This is a genomic window from Sphingobium sp. AntQ-1 (assembly GCF_028538045.1).
GTDB lineage: Bacteria > Pseudomonadota > Alphaproteobacteria > Sphingomonadales > Sphingomonadaceae > Sphingobium > Sphingobium cupriresistens.
Genome location: NZ_CP117158.1, coordinates 91,097 through 109,373 on the forward strand (window position 1 = coordinate 91,097; position 18,277 = coordinate 109,373).

The 18,277-nt window shown below is 62.7% G+C and carries 14 protein-coding genes; 3 read left to right on the top strand and 11 right to left on the bottom strand.

What is annotated here, in order from left to right; translation table 11 throughout:
* Window positions 1–44: 44 nt before the first annotated feature.
* Window positions 45–3,584: a DNA polymerase III subunit alpha gene (gene dnaE, locus sphantq_RS00475; protein WP_272800267.1), complete on the bottom strand. Its 3,540-nt coding sequence runs from the start codon at window positions 3,582–3,584 to the stop codon at window positions 45–47.
* Between the two features lie 123 nt (window positions 3,585–3,707).
* Here dnaE and sphantq_RS00480 point away from each other — a divergent pair, with 123 nt between their 5' ends.
* Window positions 3,708–5,528, top strand: coding sequence for a diguanylate cyclase (locus tag sphantq_RS00480; protein ID WP_129926420.1), 1,821 nt, complete (start codon window positions 3,708–3,710; stop codon window positions 5,526–5,528).
* Here the strand turns inward: sphantq_RS00480 and sphantq_RS00485 are convergent.
* Window positions 5,525–6,202: an ABC transporter ATP-binding protein gene (locus sphantq_RS00485; RefSeq protein ID WP_066601534.1), complete on the bottom strand. Its 678-nt coding sequence runs from the start codon at window positions 6,200–6,202 to the stop codon at window positions 5,525–5,527. The two genes, sphantq_RS00480 and sphantq_RS00485, sit on opposite strands and share 4 nt — an antisense overlap.
* Window positions 6,195–7,445: a lipoprotein-releasing ABC transporter permease subunit gene (locus sphantq_RS00490; protein WP_129926421.1), complete on the bottom strand. Its 1,251-nt coding sequence runs from the start codon at window positions 7,443–7,445 to the stop codon at window positions 6,195–6,197. The genes sphantq_RS00485 and sphantq_RS00490 overlap by 8 nt, the downstream gene beginning before the upstream one ends.
* A 570-nt stretch (window positions 7,446–8,015) precedes the next feature.
* Here sphantq_RS00490 and sphantq_RS00495 point away from each other — a divergent pair.
* Both sphantq_RS00495 and sphantq_RS00500 read left to right on the top strand, forming a co-directional pair.
* Entirely contained in the window at window positions 8,016–10,304 is a 2,289-nt protein-coding gene (locus tag sphantq_RS00495) for an asparagine synthase-related protein (RefSeq protein WP_272799303.1), read from the top strand.
* 286 nt (window positions 10,305–10,590) lie between these two features.
* Window positions 10,591–11,058 carry an Hsp20 family protein gene (locus sphantq_RS00500; RefSeq protein WP_272799304.1) on the top strand — a complete coding sequence of 156 codons (468 nt, stop codon included), beginning with the start codon at window positions 10,591–10,593 and terminating at the stop codon, window positions 11,056–11,058.
* A 160-nt stretch (window positions 11,059–11,218) separates the two neighbouring features.
* On the opposite strand, the gene sphantq_RS00505 is transcribed toward sphantq_RS00500, so the two are convergent.
* The 8 genes from sphantq_RS00505 to ccmC all read right to left on the bottom strand — a co-directional run bounded on the left by sphantq_RS00505 (window position 11,219) and on the right by ccmC (window position 18,154).
* Window positions 11,219–13,147, bottom strand: coding sequence for a potassium transporter Kup (locus sphantq_RS00505; protein WP_066601522.1), 1,929 nt, complete (start codon window positions 13,145–13,147; stop codon window positions 11,219–11,221).
* Window positions 13,148–13,269: 122 nt separating this feature from the next.
* A complete protein-coding gene (locus tag sphantq_RS00510) occupies window positions 13,270–13,914 on the bottom strand; it encodes a tetratricopeptide repeat protein (RefSeq protein ID WP_272799305.1) in 645 nt (214 codons plus the stop codon).
* Window positions 13,911–14,321, bottom strand: coding sequence for a cytochrome c-type biogenesis protein (locus sphantq_RS00515; protein ID WP_272799306.1), 411 nt, complete (start codon window positions 14,319–14,321; stop codon window positions 13,911–13,913). Before sphantq_RS00515 ends, sphantq_RS00510 begins: the two co-directional genes overlap by 4 nt.
* On the bottom strand, window positions 14,318–14,845 hold the full coding sequence (locus sphantq_RS00520; protein ID WP_201785479.1) for a redoxin family protein: 528 nt from the start codon (window positions 14,843–14,845) through the stop codon (window positions 14,318–14,320). Before sphantq_RS00520 ends, sphantq_RS00515 begins: the two co-directional genes overlap by 4 nt.
* Complete coding sequence (locus sphantq_RS00525; RefSeq protein ID WP_272799307.1) at window positions 14,842–16,770, bottom strand: heme lyase CcmF/NrfE family subunit; 1,929 nt, start codon at window positions 16,768–16,770, stop codon at window positions 14,842–14,844. Before sphantq_RS00525 ends, sphantq_RS00520 begins: the two co-directional genes overlap by 4 nt.
* 52 nt (window positions 16,771–16,822) lie before the next feature.
* Window positions 16,823–17,269 carry a cytochrome c maturation protein CcmE gene (gene ccmE / locus sphantq_RS00530; protein WP_272799308.1) on the bottom strand — a complete coding sequence of 149 codons (447 nt, stop codon included), beginning with the start codon at window positions 17,267–17,269 and terminating at the stop codon, window positions 16,823–16,825.
* A 10-nt stretch (window positions 17,270–17,279) separates the two neighbouring features.
* Window positions 17,280–17,411 (bottom strand): hypothetical protein, encoded by a 132-nt coding sequence (locus tag sphantq_RS00535; RefSeq protein ID WP_269076428.1) that lies wholly within the window; start codon window positions 17,409–17,411, stop codon window positions 17,280–17,282.
* 17 nt (window positions 17,412–17,428) lie between these two features.
* On the bottom strand, window positions 17,429–18,154 hold the full coding sequence (ccmC, locus tag sphantq_RS00540) for a heme ABC transporter permease CcmC (RefSeq protein ID WP_272799309.1): 726 nt from the start codon (window positions 18,152–18,154) through the stop codon (window positions 17,429–17,431).
* Window positions 18,155–18,277 lie beyond the last annotated feature (123 nt).

Below are 18,277 nucleotides of genomic sequence, written 5' to 3' on the forward strand. Positions count from 1 at the left end.
AGGCCGTGTAGGCTTCCGCTCGGCAAACGACAGCGTCCCCCCAATCACACCACCAACCGCATCGCCGTTCGCCGCGTGCGCGTCTTGTAGCCGTCCGCCTTCACATCCATCCGCTCAAACCGGTGGATCGACAGCCCCTTGATCGTGGAAATCGCATCCACCTGATCCGCGCCCAGACTATAGGTGTCGCCCAGGAACAGCCGCGCCGCCTGCCCCTCTCCCACCGGCGCGCGCAGGAACACCTCGCTCCGCCCTCCACTCGCACCCGCCAGCAAAGCCGCCAGCGCCTCGACCGCCTGCGGGGTCTCCACATCGACTGTCAATTCCATGCGCGACGCGCTGGCGATCGCCCGGAACGGCTCGACCCCCCGCACCGTCACGCGCGGCGTCTCCTCGCCCGGCAACCGATCCAGTTCCACGACCAGCAGCGCGCAGTCGCCATCGGCCGCCAGTTCCTCGATCGCCTTGCACGCGCCCTCATCGAAACAACTCGCCTGAAACTGGCCGCTCTGGTCGGAGAAGGTCGCGTTGGCGTAGCGCGCCCCGCGCTTGGTTTCGCGCCAGCGCACATCCTCGACCATCGCCGCCATGATCGTCATCGCCCGCCCTTCGGCGTTGGGCGCAGGCATCGGCGCCTGGCACACCGCGCCATAGCTGCGCGCGCCCCGCGCTTCGGCCAGATGCTTGTAGCGATCGACCGGATGCGCCGAGAAATAGAAACCGAACGCCTCCTTTTCCTGCGCCATGCGATCCGCCACGGTCCAGGCCTGATGCGGCGGAATGCGGACGTCGGCATGCGGCGTCTCGACATCGCCGAACAGGCCGCCCTGCCCGCTTTCGCGCGCCGCTGCATTGCTCGACGCCACCGACAAGATGGTTTCCGCTGCGGCATGAACGCCCGCCCGATCGGCATGGACGCCATCGAACGCCCCCGCCGCCGCCAGGCTTTCCAACTGCCGCCGGTTCAGCAATCGCGGCTCGATCCGGTCGGCAAAGTCGTCCAGCGTCTGGAACGGCCCCGCCGCCTCGCGCTCGGCGACCAGTTGCTCCATCGCCTTCTCGCCCACGCCCTTCAACCCGCCCAGCGCGTAACGCACGGCAAAGCCCAACCGCTTGTCCTCGCCTTCACAGGGCACGGCCTCGACGGTGAAGTCGGCCTGGCTGCGGTTGAGATCGGGCGCAAGACAGGTCAGCCCCATGCGCCGCATATCGTCCACGAAAACCGTCAGTTTTTCGGTCAGATGGATATCGAACGCCATCGACCCGGCATAGAATTCCGCCGGATAATGCGCCTTCAACCACGCCGTCTGATAGGCGAGCAGCGCATAGGCGGCGGCGTGCGACTTGTTGAAGCCATAGCCGGCGAACTTGTCGATCAAGTCGAACAGTTCGTTCGCCTTGGCCGGCTTGATGTCGCTCGCGGCGCAGCCTTCGACGAAGCGCGAGCGCTGCGCGTCCATTTCGGCCTTCACCTTCTTGCCCATCGCGCGGCGCAGCAGGTCGGCGTCGCCGAGCGAATAGCCGGCCAGGATTTGCGCGGCCTGCATTACCTGTTCCTGATAGACGAAGATGCCGTATGTTTCTTCGAGGATCGGCTTCAGCAATATGTGCGGATATTCAATCTCTTCCTGCCCGTTCTTGCGGCGGCCGAACATCGGGATATTGTCCATCGGGCCGGGGCGATAGAGCGAGACGAGAGCGATGATATCGCCGAAATTGGTCGGCCGCACCGCCGCCAGCGTCTTGCGCATCCCTTCCGATTCAAGCTGGAACACACCGACTGTGTCGCCTCGCTGGAGCAGGTCGTAGACCGCACCATCGTCCCAGGCGAGCGTGTCCAGATCTACGGTCACGCCCCGCGCCGCCAGCAACTGCACCGCCTTCTGCAACACCGACAGGGTTTTCAGACCCAGAAAGTCGAACTTCACCAGCCCCGCGCCCTCGACATATTTCATGTCGAACTGCGTCACCGGCATGTCCGATCGCGGATCGCGATAGAGCGGCACCAGTTGCTGCAACGGCCGGTCGCCGATCACCACGCCGGCCGCATGGGTGGAACTGTGGCGCGGAAAGCCCTCCAGCTTCATCGCATAATCGATCAGGCGGCGGACCTGCTTGTCATTGTCATATTCCGCCCGAAACTCGGCGACCCCGTTCAGCGACCGCTCCAGCGTCCACGGATCGGTCGGGTGGTTCGGCACCAGCTTGGCGAGCCGATCGACCTGGCCATAGCTCATCTGGAGCACACGCCCGGTGTCCTTGAGCACCGCGCGCGCCTTGAGCTTACCGAAGGTGATGATCTGCGCCACATGGTCCGCGCCATATTTCTGCTGGACGTAGCGGATCACCTCGCCGCGCCGGGTTTCGCAGAAATCGATGTCGAAGTCGGGCATCGACACGCGTTCCGGGTTCAGGAAGCGTTCGAACAGCAGGCCGAGCTGCAGCGGATCGAGATCGGTGATCAGCAGCGCCCAGGCGACGACCGATCCCGCGCCGGACCCACGGCCCGGACCCACCGGAATGTCATGATCCTTCGCCCATTTGATGAAGTCGGCGACGATCAGGAAATAGCCCGGAAAACCCATCTGGATGATGATGTCCGTCTCGAACTTGAGACGCTCGATATAGGGCTGGCGCGCCTCGTCCGCGATGATGCCCAACTTCGCCAGACGCGCGTCCAGTCCGGCGCTCGCCAGGTCGCGCAGCATCCTTGCTTCGCCCTCGATATCGCCGGCCAGGCTGGGCAGGATCGGCTTGCGCTTGGGCGCGGCCACGGCGCAGCGTTGCGCGACCACCAGCGTATTGGCCAGCGCTTCGGGCAGATCCTCGAACAGGCGCTTCATCTCGCCCGCCGGCTTCATCCAGGCGTCAGGCGAACTGGTGCGGCGATCGGGCATGTCGACATAGGCGCTGTCGGCGATGCACAGCATGACGTCATGCGCTTCATGGAAATGCGGTTCGGTGAAACAGGTGGGATTGGTCGCCACCAGCGGCAGCCCGCGTTCATGGGCCAGGTCGATCAGATGTGGCTCCGCCTTGCCCTCCACCGGGTCGAGACGACGACATATCTCGACGTAAAGCCGACCGGGAAACAGCGCCTCCAGCCGCTCGACATAGGCGACCGCCGCGTCGGGCTGGTCCTCCGCGAACAGCCGCGCCAAAGCGCCCTCTCCACCCGCCGTCAGGGCGATGAGGCCATCGGTCCGCCCGGCCAGCGCCTCGACCGTCACATGCGGCACTTCTTCAACCGGTCGATCCAGATGCGCCATCGATACCAGCGCGCAGATATTGTCATATCCCGCGGCGTCCTGCGCATAGAGCGCCAGCCAGTCATGCATCGGCGCATTGGCCGGCCGCCCCGGCCGCAATACGCCCAGCATCGCGCCGATGATCGGCTGCACGCCTTCATCCTTGCATCCGTCGGAAAAGGCCATCGATCCGTAAAGCCCGTTGCGATCGGTGATCGCCGCCGCCGGAAAGCCCAAAGCCTTGGCCTGCTTGGCGATCTTCTTGGGATCGATCGCCCCTTCCAGCATGGTATAGGAGGAAAAGACGCGCAGCGGTGCGAAGGGAGCATGAGGCATGTCGGCCAATCTAGGGACGATCCCTGATTCGTCCCAGTCCTTCGAAAAGGAAATCTGTGGGTAAAGCGCCTGCGCGTCATCCTTAACAGATTGCCAACCTGTTGCCGCTACCTTCGCCGCATCATGCGTCTCTCCACGATCACCAATTGGGCCTATGGGGCCACCGTCGCTCTCACTCTTTTTTCCGGCGTCACCATGTTGATGGCGTCGAGCGCGGAGGAGCGCGAGCGCGCCGCGGTGGCGCAGCGCGCGACCTTCGATCGCGCGACCGCCACGCTGGAGGAGGATGTCTATCGTTTGACCGAACAGGCCCGCGGCTTCGTGATTACCGGCGATCCCAGCCATCTGATCGCCTATCGCCGGGAAAAGGAGGCGCTGCGTTCCGTCGAGCAGCGCATTACCCATCTGCGCGACGTCGGCGCGGACGACGCCGAATTGACCGCCCTGCGCCAGGCGATGCACTGGGCCGACGCCCTGACCGAGGAGCAGGACGCCGCGATCCGCGCCGCTGAGGCCAACGACGACAGGACCGCCCGCACCATCCTGTTCGGCGACGAATATGGCCGGGAACTGGATCGGGTCGCGGCCCAGGTCGGCAAGTTCCAATATATGCTCGACCAGCGCACCGATCATGCGGTGGTGCGCGCGACCGACACGGCCCGGCAATGGCGGACCATGTCCGAAATCATGCTGGGCATGACGGCGCTGCTGTTTCTGTGCGTTCTTTATTTCGTGCTGAAACGGCGCATCCTGCGGCCGGTGGTGCGGCTGAGCGACGTCGTCACCCGCCTCGCCGCCCAGGATTATGACGCCATTCCGCCCGAATCCGCGCATGTCGATGAAATCGGCGACATGGCTCAGGCCGTCCGCATCTTCCGCGAAAACGGGCTGGAGCGGCAACGGCTGGAGAAGGAGCGCGACGCCGACCGTATGATGCGCGACCTGATCTCGCGCCTGACGCAACGGCTCCAGGGCTGCGACAATGTCAGCGACCTGGTCGATGTCGTGCGCCGCTTCGCCCCGGAGATCGCGCCCGATTTTCCGGGCCGGCTCTATATCCACGACAATCGCCGCAACGCCATGACCCAAGCCTGCGATTGGCTGGCCCCGGCTTATTCGCGCGGCGAATTTCCGCCCTCGGCCTGCTGGGCGCTGCGGCGCGGTCAGACCCACCGGCCGATCGGCGAGATGGTGGACATACCGTGTGAGCATTTGGGCGAGCATCTCGGCGTGATGGAAAGCCTCAGCAGCATCTGCATCCCGCTCGCCGCGCAGGGCGAAAGTATCGGGATGCTGTATTATGAAGAACCGACGGACAGCAGCGCCGATCATCTGGAACGCACCGGTCAATATCTGGATATGCTGGCCGAAAATATCGGCTTGGCGCTCGCCAATCTGCGCCTGCGCGACGCGCTGCGGGACATGGCGATGGCCGATGCGCTGACCGGCCTGCCCAACCGGCGCCAGTTCGACGCCATGCTCCAGACGTTGGTGCAGGACGCCGATCGCCACGGCGCGCCGCTGGCCTGCCTGATGGTCGATATCGACCATTTCAAGCGATTCAACGACAGCTATGGCCATGATGCGGGCGACGCCGTGCTGCGCGCCGTGGGCAATGTGCTGGGCGACTCGCTGCGCGAACATGGCCACGCCTTCCGTCTGGGCGGCGAGGAGTTCGTCATTTTGATGCCAGGCTTCACCCTGGATCAGGCGCTGGGCCGCGCGATGCAGATTCAACGCCGCATCCAGGATTTGCGCCTGGGCCATAATGGCAAGGAACTGGGACCGATCACGGCCTCTTTCGGCCTGTCCGCCTTCCCCGATCATGGACGGCCCGACCGGCTGCTTCAGACCGCAGACGCCGCGCTGCTGCGCGCTAAGACGGAAGGTCGGGACCGCATCCTGGTCGCGACCGTCCGAGACGGGGCTTCAGTGGCGGCCTAGGCGCCTTGCAACACGCCTTCATGCAGCCGCACCACCCGGTCCATCTTCTGCGCCAGCCGCTCATTATGCGTCGCCACGAGCGCGGCGGACCCTTCGCCCCGCACCAGCCGCAGAAATTCCGACAGCACGACGTCCGCCGTCCGCTCGTCCAGATTGCCGGTCGGCTCATCCGCCAGCACCAGCGCCGGGCGGTTGGCCAGCGCGCGCGCGACAGCGACGCGCTGCTGTTCGCCCCCGGACAGCTGGCTCGGCCGATGGTCGAGACGATGGCCCAGCCCCAGCGCCGTCAGCAGCGATTCCGCCCGCGCCTTCGCCGCCGGCATCTCGACGTCGCGGATCACCTGCGGCAGGATGACATTCTCGGTCGCGTTGAAATCGGGCAACAGATGATGGAACTGATAGACGAAGCCCAGCGCATCGCGGCGCAATCGGGTGCGGCCGTCATTGTCCAGCTTCGCCGCTTCTTCGCCGTCGATGCGGATTGATCCGTCGAACCCGCCCTCCAGCAGCCCCACCGCCTGCAACAGCGTCGATTTGCCCGAACCGGACGGCCCTAGCAGCGCGACGATCTCGCCCGGCCCTACGGTCAGGTCAATGCCCCGCAACACGTCGATGGTGACGCCGCCCTGGGTGAAGCTGCGCGCAAGGCCCGTGACCTTCAGTATATCATTCATAACGCAGCACCTGGACAGGATCGGTATTGGCGGCCTTGAAGGCCGGATAGAGCGTGGCGAGGAAACTGAACACCAGCGCCATGATGCAAATCACCGCAATCTCCACCGGATCGGGCTGCGATGGCAGTTCGGTCAGGAATCGGATCGAGGGGTCCCACAGATTCTGCCCCGTCACGAACTGGATCGCATTGACCAGGCTTTGGCGGAAGAAGAGGAAAGTGAAGCCCAATATCATGCCAGCCACCATGCCCAGCGTGCCGATGGTGACGCCCACGGTCATGAAAATCTTGACCAGCCCCACCCGGCTCGCCCCCATCGTCCGCAAAATCGCGATGTCGCGGGTTTTGGCGCGCACCAGCATGATGAGCGAGGAGAGGATGTTGAACACCGCCACCAGCACGATGATCGACAGCACGACGAACATCGCCACCCGCTCCACCGCCAGCGCCTCGAACAGCGATGCGTTCATCTGCCGCCAATCGGTGATGGCCGCGCGGCCGGCGACCTTGCCCGCCAGCGGCTCCAATATCTGGCCCACCTTGTCGGGATCGATCGTTTCGACCTCAATCATGCTGACGACGTCGCCCAGCAGCAGCAGCGTCTGGGCGTCCTCCACCGGCATGACCACCATCGCCTTGTCATAATCATAGATGCCGACTTCGAAGATCGCCGACACCTGATAGCCGACCTGCCGCGGCACCGTGCCGAACGGCGTCGATCGCCCCGCCGGATTGATGATGGTCAGGCTGTCGCCCAGCTGGATGCCCAGATTTTCGGCCAGCCGCGATCCGATGCCGATCTTGCCGCCATTGGCGACCAGATTGTCCAGGCTACCGGCCAGAACCTTGCCCTTGAGCGTCTTGTTGGCGCGAATGTCGGGTACGGTCATGCCCCGCACCAGCACCGCCTCCACCCGGCCGTTGAACGTCGCGAGCAGCGGCTGTTCGATCATCGGCGTGGCGCTGGTGACGCCGGGGGTCGCCTTCGCCTGTTTCAGCACGGACTGCCAGTCGGGCAGGCGCCCGCCATAGCCCTGCACGACGGCATGGCCGTTCAGGCCGACGATCTTGTCGAACAGTTCGGCGCGGAAGCCGTTCATGACGCTCATGACGATGATGAGCGCGGCGACACCCAGCATGACGGCGGCCAGGCTGATGCCGGCGACCAGGAAGATGAACCCCTCCCCCTTGCCTGGCAGCAGGTAGCGCTTGGCGATCATGCGTTCGTAACGGGAAAGAATCATGTGGCGCGAACGGCCCCTTGCAGGATGGTCTGCCTGACGCTCTAGGCATGGAGCCTGACAACGGCAAGCATTGCCCGATTGTTGCATCGTGGCCACAGCGACGAACGGAAAATAGCACGGCCCGGATTTTGGCCGTGACTCAGGCCCCCGGCGGTCATAGCAAGACAGTCGAAGCACAGGTGAATGGCCGTGGTTCAGGGATACTGCATCCCGTTTCGAGCTTAGGGGGCTGAGAAGCGGTTGAGGCAGGCCAAGGGGGAGACGAGCAATCGTCCATTAAACACCCGGATCGTGAAAACACGATCCGGGTGTTTTTTATTGCGCCTTATCGCCATCACAACTTGCTTATTCGAACGGGCCGTAATTGTTATGGCGGGTTACCGTCCAGGCAACTTGTCCCTTGGCCTGAATAGGGCGTCGCCGATCGGCAATTCGGAAAAATGTCGTTGAACCCGGCATAAACTCAGAAGAGTGTCGTATTTTGCTCGCCCACCCCGATTGTCGGAGCACAGCAAATATCGCAGGATACCACCCACAGAATCAAGTAAGCCACCTGAAATTGGGGTTCAAATGCATCATTTCCTTATTGTCCATGCGAAAAATGTCGATGCCCGCAACAGGCTTCTTGATCGGTTGAAAATGGGTGTCGATCATCTGGTTCCTTACGTGCCGGCCAGAAAAAAAATATTGTCCCTATCCGACAATGCCTTTTTCGTATCGACGGAAAGTCACGATTTCCTGGGGCTAGGTGAAAAAAGCGTCGTTAGGGATGGTAATCTCGCGGCATTTGACGGGTACTGCGCTCTCAAAAACCACAACCAGAAGAGTGTCGATTACATATATGATCTCTTCCGGCAACACAGGGCCTTTACGGTAAACGATCATATCGACGGCGAACTATGCGCAGCCAGCTATGATTTCAACACTGGAACATTGAGTATTTTATCTGACTTCACTGGTCTACGACCCATATATTTTACTGAAGATGATAATTATTTTGCGGCGTCGAACCGACAGATGTTTCTCAATCCCTTGCTCACGCCGACGGCGAAACTGGAAATTGATTTTTCACAGATTGCAGACCTTCTGGGTAAGGGCAACAAGTTCACGGACCGCTCCTTCCTAAAAGGCGTGCGATTGTTGCGGCCGGGATTTGCAGGCGTATTCACACCTGGAAAGGGTTTCGAAACGCGGCGGTCCGGGGAGCCTATATTCACCGCACGGGGCGAACCGTCACGGGCCGACTATATTCGTTCGGTTTCCGAACTCGTCAATAATTTCGACACATTATCCAGAATGCCAGGCTTACAAGATCAGCCGATCCGGATATCGCTGACTGGCGGTGAAGATTCACGTCTGGTTCTGGCGGCGGCACTGGAAAGCAGCGTTGCCGATCGTATTGAAACCTTCACATATGGCTTCGCCGACAATCCTGATATTGCGGCCGCCGAAATGGTGGCGCAAAAGGCGGGGGTTCCCCACGTGAAGAATATTCACACACCCCCCACCTCAGTCTCGGAACGGCCCTTAGACAAAATTTGGGACGATTTGCGCCGCCACGCTTTTCGCTTCGAAGGGGCGCCGGGCGCATGGGACGGCGGAGCAGCAACGGCGACCCAGGTCCGCCTCGATCTGGTGGGCTATTTCGATTCCTATTTCAAACGGGTTCGCCCCTCCAACGCATTGATCGATGTCGTGTCCCGCGATGTTGCTCGTGCGTTTATGAAAGAGCCTCAGCAAGATTTTGACCCTATGGGAATTTTGCAGCCGTCTGCCATTGCCGCAGATGAGGCTTTTTGTGACAATTGGCTCGAAACGGTGCTGGATGAAGGCGCCGAGCTGAATGACATTCCTGAACTGTTTTATTTCGATTTCCGCTTGCCATGGTGGGGCGGGGCCATGGCGGCGAATGTCGGCTCTCTGTGTCGAATTGCGCCTTTAGCGTCCAAATTCGCTTCGCGTACAGGTTTGAAGCAAAGCCTGGTCGACCGGCGCGAGCGTAAATTCATTTTTGAAGCCATGCTAACCCTGCGGCCGGACCTGCTTGAACTACCCTATCTGAACAAGAAATGGCCTGACCATTTCCAAGCTCGATCAGCGAGGGTGAAATTGCCAGGAACCGAGCTGCGGCTGCCGACACCCAAGCATCCGTCTGCCCCATCATGGCACATCACTCTGGCCAAACGCGGCGGCAGCCATATCCGCGATTATATCCGATCCCACGATTTCAGCGGGCTGGAGGAAATGGTCGATATCGATCGACTGATGTTGTTTTTGGAGGATGCAAGCCGCGTAAACAATACGCCTATAGTAAGAACGATCGTCAACCTATGCGAAATTCTCGTTCTGGCGGCTGGGGACCAGTTTCGTTCACCGGACAAAATCGCAAATTCGCGAATAAATGCGCCGGACTTGATCACAAATATTCCCAATTTTTCTGACACCCCGATGACAATCCCGGTTGAGGTTCGCACGCCCGGACTACAAGCTCGCAACTTTGACATCGCATTTCCTAAAGAAAAATTGCGCAATGTGCGGATCGACCCTGCGTCAAAGCCTTCAAATCTCGTCCTGCACAGCATGATGTTACGCCGGCAGGATGGAACGGTCGCGGCACTGGAACTCGCCAAACTGCAAACCAATGGCGAGTTGGCCATGGTGGCGCGCCCGGATGGTGGCGTGGACCTGCGCGCGTCGGGCCAGGATCCTCATATTTATCTGCCCAAGGGTACGGATTTATCGGACATAGCAGGGTGTACCTTCAAACTGTCTCTGCCTCCTTCTGGCGGAAATCTGGAGATTTTCTTCGATTATGGAAACGGATTTACGCGAGAAGGCATGGTGGGCATCGCTTATTAGGAACTACCGCCCTGACTGCCAGCGGACCCGAAAGCGCGACGCTGCCCGCTCCGATCATTGATCCGTTGAAAGCCAGCCCGCTGCTTCGCCCCTATTCGCCAACGTGAAATTTCTCATCCTGAACGTCATGGTGACGCGATAAATCCCGCGCCGCATCCATCTTGAAACCGCATTCAGGACGACCATATCCAACCTGTCCGGTCGCCTCCATGGGGCCGGGCGTTCTACCACCGGACGCCTATATCAGGGTTCGGTTCGTTCATTTTGCTCTTTGGGAGATTATGAAATGCGTGCTTTTGACCTGACCCCCTATCGCCGCTCCACCGTCGGCTTCGATCGTCTGTTCGACCTGATCGAAAACAACGCCCGGCTTGCCCAGGGCGATAATTACCCGCCCTTCAACATCGAACGCCTGTCGGAGGATCGCTATCGCGTCACCCTGGCCGTCGCCGGTTTCCGCCCGGACGAAATCGACATCACCGCTCAGCAGAATCTGCTCCAGGTGATCGGTCGCAAGGACGACGCCTCGTCGGCGGACCGCTCCAAATTCCTGCATGTCGGCATCGCCAACCGCAGCTTTGAGCGCCGCTTCGAACTCGCCGATTTCGTGCGCGTCGAAAAGGCCGACCTGGCCGACGGCCTGTTGATCGTCGAACTGGTCCGCGAAGTGCCCGAAGCGATGAAGCCCAAGAAGATCGCCGTCAATGGCGGTCAGTTGGTGGACATCAACGCCAAGGACCGCGACGCCGCCTGATCCCGGCATCGACGCGAAACGAAGGGCGCGACCGCAAGGCCGCGCCCTTTCCTGTCACCACATCGATAAAGCAGCCCAACCGAATGTTATCCTTGGATCAGGATGACCAGGAAATGTCGCGCGGATCAAAGGAAAGATCGCAACCGTCACCGGGTTATTCCTATATCTCGACCTGGCTACCCAGTTCGACGACGCGGTTGGTGGGCAAGCGAAAAAACTCCATCGCGCTTTCCGCATTGCGCAACATCCAGGCGAAAATCTTCTCCCGCCACAGCGGCATCCCCGGCTTGGCCGATGGCAACAGCGTCTGGCGGGCGAGGAAGAAGCTGGTGTCCATCATCTTGAACGCCTGTCCGCAACCGGTGACATTTTTCAGCGCGGCGGGAACGTCGGGTTCCTGCATGAAGCCATATTGCAACACCATGCGGAAGAAACCCCGGCCCAGATCCTCCAGCTTGCACCGGCCGTCATCCTCAACCACCGGCACGTCCCTGATCTTGACGGTCAGCAATATGACCCGCTCATGCAGCACCTTATTGTGCTTGAGGTTATGGAGCAGCGCATGGGGCACGCCATCGGGCGTCGATGTCATGAACACCGCCGTACCGGGCACCCGCACCGCGCTGTTGGCGGCGGAGGCGACGAAGACCGGGATCGGCATCGCCGCTTCGCGCAACCGATCCTGCACCAGGCGGCGGCCACGCGACCAGGTGGTCAGCAAGGTGAAGACGATGAAGCCGATCAACAGCGGGAACCAGCCGCCATCCGGCACCTTGGTCAGGTTGGCCGCCAGATAGGCGCCATCCACCAGATAGAAAATGGTGAGCAGCGGCGCGGCATAATACCATTTCCAGTGCCACAGACGATAAAGCACCACCGTCAGCAGCACATTGTCGATGAACATCGCGCCCGTCACCGCGATGCCATAGGCGGCGGTCAGGTTGGACGATGTCTGGAACGTCAGCACCAGCAGGATCACCATCATCATCAACCCCCAGTTGATGAGGGGGATGTAAATCTGGCCCGCGGTCGACGCGCTGGTATGTTCGATCCGCAGGCGGGGCATGAACCCCAGTTGGATCGCCTGTTGCGTCACGGAAAAGGCGCCGGAAATCACCGCCTGCGACGCGATGATGGCGGCCAGCGTCGCCAACACGATCAGCGGCAATTGCCCCCATTGCGGCGCCAGATTGTAGAAGGGGCTGTGCAGCGCCGCGGCGCCCTCGCGGAATAGCAATGCGCCCTGCCCCATATAGTTCAGCATCAACGCGGGCAGCACGAAGGCAAGCCAGGACACGCGGATCGGATTGCGGCCGAAATGACCCATATCGGCGTAGAGCGCCTCGGCCCCCGTCACCGCCAGCACGACCGACCCCAGCGCCAGAAAGGCCGGCATCGGATCGGTGACGAAGAACATCACCGCCCAATAAGGATTGAAGGCATAGAGGATGCCTGGCGTCTTGATGATCGAGAGAACGCCCAGCGCCGCGATCGTCAGGAAATAGAGCAGCATGATCGGGCCGAAAAAGGCTGCGACCTTGTTGGTGCCCAGCCCCTGAATCCAGAACAGACCGACCAGGATGACCACCGCCACCGGCAGGATCACGGGCGCCAGGTCTGGACTATAGACGGCAAGCCCCTCCACCGCCGACAGCACCGACACCGCCGGGGTAATCATCGAGTCGCCGTAGAAGAGCGCGGTGGCGAATACGCCCAGCAACACGATGCCGCGCGACCAGCGCTGCGTCTTGGTCTGGCCGTTGATCAGCGCCAGCAACGCCAGGCTGCCGCCCTCGCCCTTATTGTCCGCACGCATGATGATGCTGACATATTTCAGCGTCACCACCAGCATCATCGACCAGAACATCAGGCTGATGACGCCCAATATATGATCAGGATCGAGCGTGAGCGTATGATGCCCGGCGAAGGTTTCGCGGAAGGCGTAGAGCGGGCTGGTGCCGATGTCGCCGAACACGATGCCGATCGCGCCGACCACCAGTTTCAGCGTGGCCTTTTGCCGCGCATGACCATGCCCCCCCTGCTCCTCGTCATGGGAAGCCGGGGCGGTATTCGGAAGGAGGTCAGCCATGAAGGATCATGCTCGTATCGACACCCATAGGGGGGCAACGGCGGAATAGTCCGCTTGTCCCCTGTAAACCGCCGCGCCCTATCATGGCTCCGGAAGGCGCGCAATGCGAACGCTGCGCTGCATCATGGCCGGGCCGGCACACCGGCAGCCAACATCGAATCGATACGCGCGATATTGGCCTCCAGTTCCGCCTTCACCTGACTCCCGGCCGGCGCGCTGGCGGCCAGCGGCGCCCACAGATCGCGGGCCGCCTGCAACTGGCCGTTGCGGGCCAGGGCCAGGCCGTAGAAATAGCGGGGCGCCGGCCCTTCCGGATCCAGCGTCAGCGCACGGCGATAGGCGAAGTCCGCACCGGGCGACACCACGCCGTCGGCATGGGCGACCAATGCATTGCCCAGGCCCAGCCACAGATTGGGATCGTCGGGGGTCGCGCGCAGGCCTGACAGCAGGATATTGGCCGCTTCCCGCGTCTTGCCCTGCCGACCCAGGCCATCGGACATCATCAGCCATTGGCCAGCCGGGCCGTAGCGTTCGGCCATCCCGCGGCGCTGTTCGGCCAGCTTCTCGTCAAACTTGTCGCCTGCCGCTTCCCTGCTGACGCGCGGCGCGCCCGCCAGCCCCGGATTACCCTGCCATGCATAGCCGGCCAGGCCCAGCAGCAGCGCCGCCGCGCTGATCTCCCGCGCCGATCGGGGAATGCGGCCGATCAGGAGCAAGGCGATAAATCCGGCGGCGGCGAGGCCGAAGGCGATGAACCAGCCGGTCATGCCCGCTTCCTCTGCTTGATCCGTCCGCGCAGCAACATCAGGCCAAGGCCCAGCAGCAGCACTGGCGCGGCCCAGAGCGGCCAGAGGATCGGCGCAGCGGTGGGTTCATAGCTGACCCAGTCGCCATAGCGGGCGATCAGCCAGCTTCGGATCGCTTCGGGCTGCTCACCCGCCATGATCCGTTCGCGAATCTGCGATCGCATGTCGCCCGCCATGCTGGCCCCCGAATCGGCGATCGACTGGCTTTGGCAAGTGAGGCAGCGGATGGTTTCCATCAACGCCTTCGCCTTGCGCTCCAGCGCCGGGTCGGCGATCTGCCGGTCGGCATAGGGAGCAGGCGGCAGCGCGGTTTGGGCGCTGAGAGGCGTGACCAAGAAAGCCAGAAGGAGAGCAAAGATCAGCCTCATTGCGCGTCCTTCAGCTTTTCTAGGATCATCGGCACGTCGTCGGCGCGGATGTCGCCGATATGCTGATGGGCGATCCGCCCCTTGCCATCGATCACGAAGGTTTCCGGCACGCCCGACGATCCCAGCGCCATCTGCACCGCGCTCCGGGCGTCGAGGCCGATGCGGGCATAGGGGTTGCCGTAGCGCTTCAAGAAAGCGTCCACGTCCGGCCGAGCATCGCGGATGGCGATGGCGTCGATCTGCGCCCCGGCTTTCTGGAGCGCTTCAAGCTGCGGCGCTTCGGCGGCGCAGGGTACGCACCAACTGGCGAAGATGTTGAGCAGCCGCGGCTTGCCGGTGGCGAGTTGGCCGCTGGACAGCGCCGGACGGTCGCTCGCCGCCGCAGGCAGGCTGAAGACCGGCAGGGGTTGGCCGACCAGGCGGGAATGGATCACGCGGTCGTCGGGCTTGAACAAGCCGCTGGCGAACAGGCCGATAAAGCCCAGGAACAGCGCCAACGGCAACCAGATCAGCAGCCTCCTCATAGCCGCGCCTCCCGCGCCCGCCATTTCAGCAGCCAGCCGCGCCGTTCGCGACCGACCAGCGCCAGCGCGCCTCCCAGCGCGATCATGATGCCGCCCAGCCAGATCAGCGTGACGAACGGCTTCCACCAGATGCGCAGCTGCCAACGGCCGCCCTCCACCTCTTCACCCAGCACGACATAGAGCTGGCCATCCCAGCGGGTCAGCAAGGCCGCCTCGCTGGTGCTGGTCGGGGGCGAGGCGAAGAAGCGCGATTGCGGGCGGATCAGCACCGAAGAGCCGCCGCGGCTGGCGTCCATATCCGCCTGCAACGCGGTCCAATTGTCGCCCGCGATTGGTATGATCTGACGCAAGCGCAGCGACCATCCGGCGGTCTGGATCATGTCGCCGGGACGGGCGGCCACCAGCTTTTCGACCGTGAAGGCCGAATCGCAGGCCATGCCGGCCAGGCTGACTGCGCAGCCCAGATGGGCGACGACCATGCCATAGGTGAAGAGCGGCGTGCGCAACAGCTTGCGCTTCCACAGCGGCGCGAGGCTGCCCACGCCGACCGCGACCGCGATGACCAGGCCCAGGAAGGGCAAGATGCCGATGCGGCCCCAGGCGAAAAGAGACAGGGAGATGGACACCAGTAGCGCGATGCACAACGGGATCAGCAATCGTTTTCCAACAGCCCGCGCCTGATCCTTGCGCCAGCGGGTGAGCGGCCCGGCCGCCATCGCCACCATCAGCGCCAGCGCGATCGGCCCGGCGATCCGGTCGAAATAGGGCGCGCCAACCGACACTTTATGGCCAAAGGCTTCAGTCATCAGCGGATAGAGGGTGCCGATCAGGACCAGACCCAATATGACCGTCAGCAGCAGATTATTGACCACCAACATGGTTTCGCGACTGACCAGTTCGAACGGCGCGCCTTCGCGCACCGACCCGATCCGCCAGCCGAACAGCGCCAGCGCGCCGCCGATATAGAGGGCCAGCAGGCCCAGGATGAAGCTGCCCCGCGTCGGGTCGACGGCGAAGGCGTGGACGCTGGTCAATATACCCGACCGCACCAGGAAGGTGCCGACCATCGACATGGAAAAGGCGACCACCGCCAGCATCACCGTCCAGGCGCGCAGGGCGTCGCGCGTGGCGAGCACCGTGACGCTGTGGAGCAACGCCGTCGCCGCGAGCCAGGGCATCAACGATGCGTTCTCCACCGGATCCCAGAACCACCAACCGCCCCAGCCCAGTTCATAATAGGCCCAATAGCTGCCCGCGGTGATACCGAGCGTCAATAGCACCCAAGCCGCCAGCACCCATGGCCGCATCGCACGGGCGAAGGCGGCGTCGACCTGCCGCGTCAACAGTGCGCCAATGGCGAATGAAAAGGCGACCGACAGGCCGACATAGCCGAGATAAAGCGTAGGCGGATGGAAGGCGAGGCCGGGGTCTTGCAGCAGCGGGTTCAGTCCCTGCCCGTCCGCCGGCGCCGGATCGATCCGGGCGAAGGGATTGGAGGAGAAGAGGAGAAAGGCGTAGAAACCCAGCGAAATCGCCGCCTGTCCGCCCAGCGTCGCCATATGAGCGTTCCGCTGCAATGCGCGCTCGAACAGGGCGACGGCCGCGCCCGCCACGCCCATCACCGTCACCCATAGCAGCATCGAGCCTTCATGATTGCCCCATGTGCCGGCGAATTTGTAAAGCCAGGGCTTCATCGAATGGCTGTTGGTGACGACCAGCAGCACCGACATGTCTGAGCGCATGAACAGCGTGATGAGCGACGCAAAGGCGATCGCAGTCAGCACGCCCTGCGCCACGGCGGCCGGACGGACGGCGGCCAGCAGGTCGGGCTTGCCGCCCTTCAGACCCGCAAACGCCAGGACAAGTTGGAGCAGCGCCAGCGACGCGGCGAGCCAGAGCGCGGCGAGGCCGGTTTCCGCGATCATGGGCGGTGCCCCTCGACTATACATCCGGCATGACGGGCTGCGTGGAACTGCCTCACCGTTCCGCCTTCATCTCATGCGTGCTCTCATTATAGCTCATGCCTTCCAGTTCGCGGGGCATGTAGCGTTCGTCATGCTTGGCGAGCAGGTTGGTGGCGACGAAGGTTCCTTTGGCGTCGAAATATCCCTCCGCCACGACGCCGCTGCCTTCCTTGAACAGGTCTGGCGCAATGCCGCTGAAGATCGCCGGGACGGTCGCCTTGCCGTCGGTCACGTCGAACCGAATGGTAACGCCGTCGGCCGCGCGCTTCAGGCTGTTCTTGACCACCATGCCGCCCAGCCGGATCGCCTTGCCCGGCTCGACACCCTTCGTCTTGACGTCATGGGGCGCGTAGAAATAAGCCGCCTCGTCCTTGAGCGCCGACGCCGCGAGCAGCCCTGCCCCCACCAGCGCCACCAGCGCCGCAAGCGCCAGGATCAATCTTTGATGTTTCGCCTTCATGCCCCGACCTTCATGTCCGGTCCGACAGGTGATCGGCGCGCGTTTCCGCGCTGCGCATCGCCCGCCAACTGACGACACTGACGATCGCCGTGCCCGCCAGCGTCACCGTATAGGCGGCGATCACGAAAGCCCATTGGTTCATCGCACTACCCCCTGGCCCTATCCACGAGCAAGCCGCTGCATCCGCGCCTCGACCTTGTTCTGCGCCAGGATCGCGCGCATCCGCATCAGCACAAGTCCGGCGAACAGCAGGGTGAAGCCCAGCAATGTCAGTCCCAGCGGCCAGAGCAAAGATCCGTCGATGCTCGACCCGCGCAGGGTGATGGACGGCCCCTGATGCAGGCTGTTCCACCACACCACCGACCGGTTGATGATCGGGATGTTGATCGCGCCGACCAGCCCGAAAATGGCGGTCACATTGCTGACGCCGCCCTGCTGCGCCTGCCGGGCGCTGGCATTGCCCAGCGCGATATAGCCCAGATAGAGGAAGAAAAGGACCAGCATCGACGTCATCCGCCCGTCCCATTCCCACCAGGTGCCCCAGGTCGGGCGACCCCAGATGGAGCCGGTCATCAGGCAGATGGCGGTGAACAGCGCGCCCGGCGCGGCGATGGCGCGCCCGGCGACGGCGGCGAGCGGATGCTTCCAGACAAGCTGCATCAGCGCGGCGATGGCGATCCCGCTCCAGCCGCCCATGCCGAGCCAGGCCGCCGGCACATGGATATAGAGGATGCGCACCGTCTGCCCCTGAAGATAGTCGGCCGGCGTCACAAACAATCCGCAGGCCGATCCGGCGAGCAGCAGCAGCAGGCCGGGCCAGAACAGCCAGCCCGTCAGCGGACGCGCGATCTTCAAAAAGCGGGCGGGATTGGCGAAACGATGCATCAGGGCTGCGTCTTTAGCCGGGCGCGCAACGCAGCGCCAGTAGGGCATTTTGCCGATAGCAAAGCCCGCGAAGCGCCGCCTTTGCTCGTCCCATCACGTTTTTTATGACAGGAGGGCGACAAA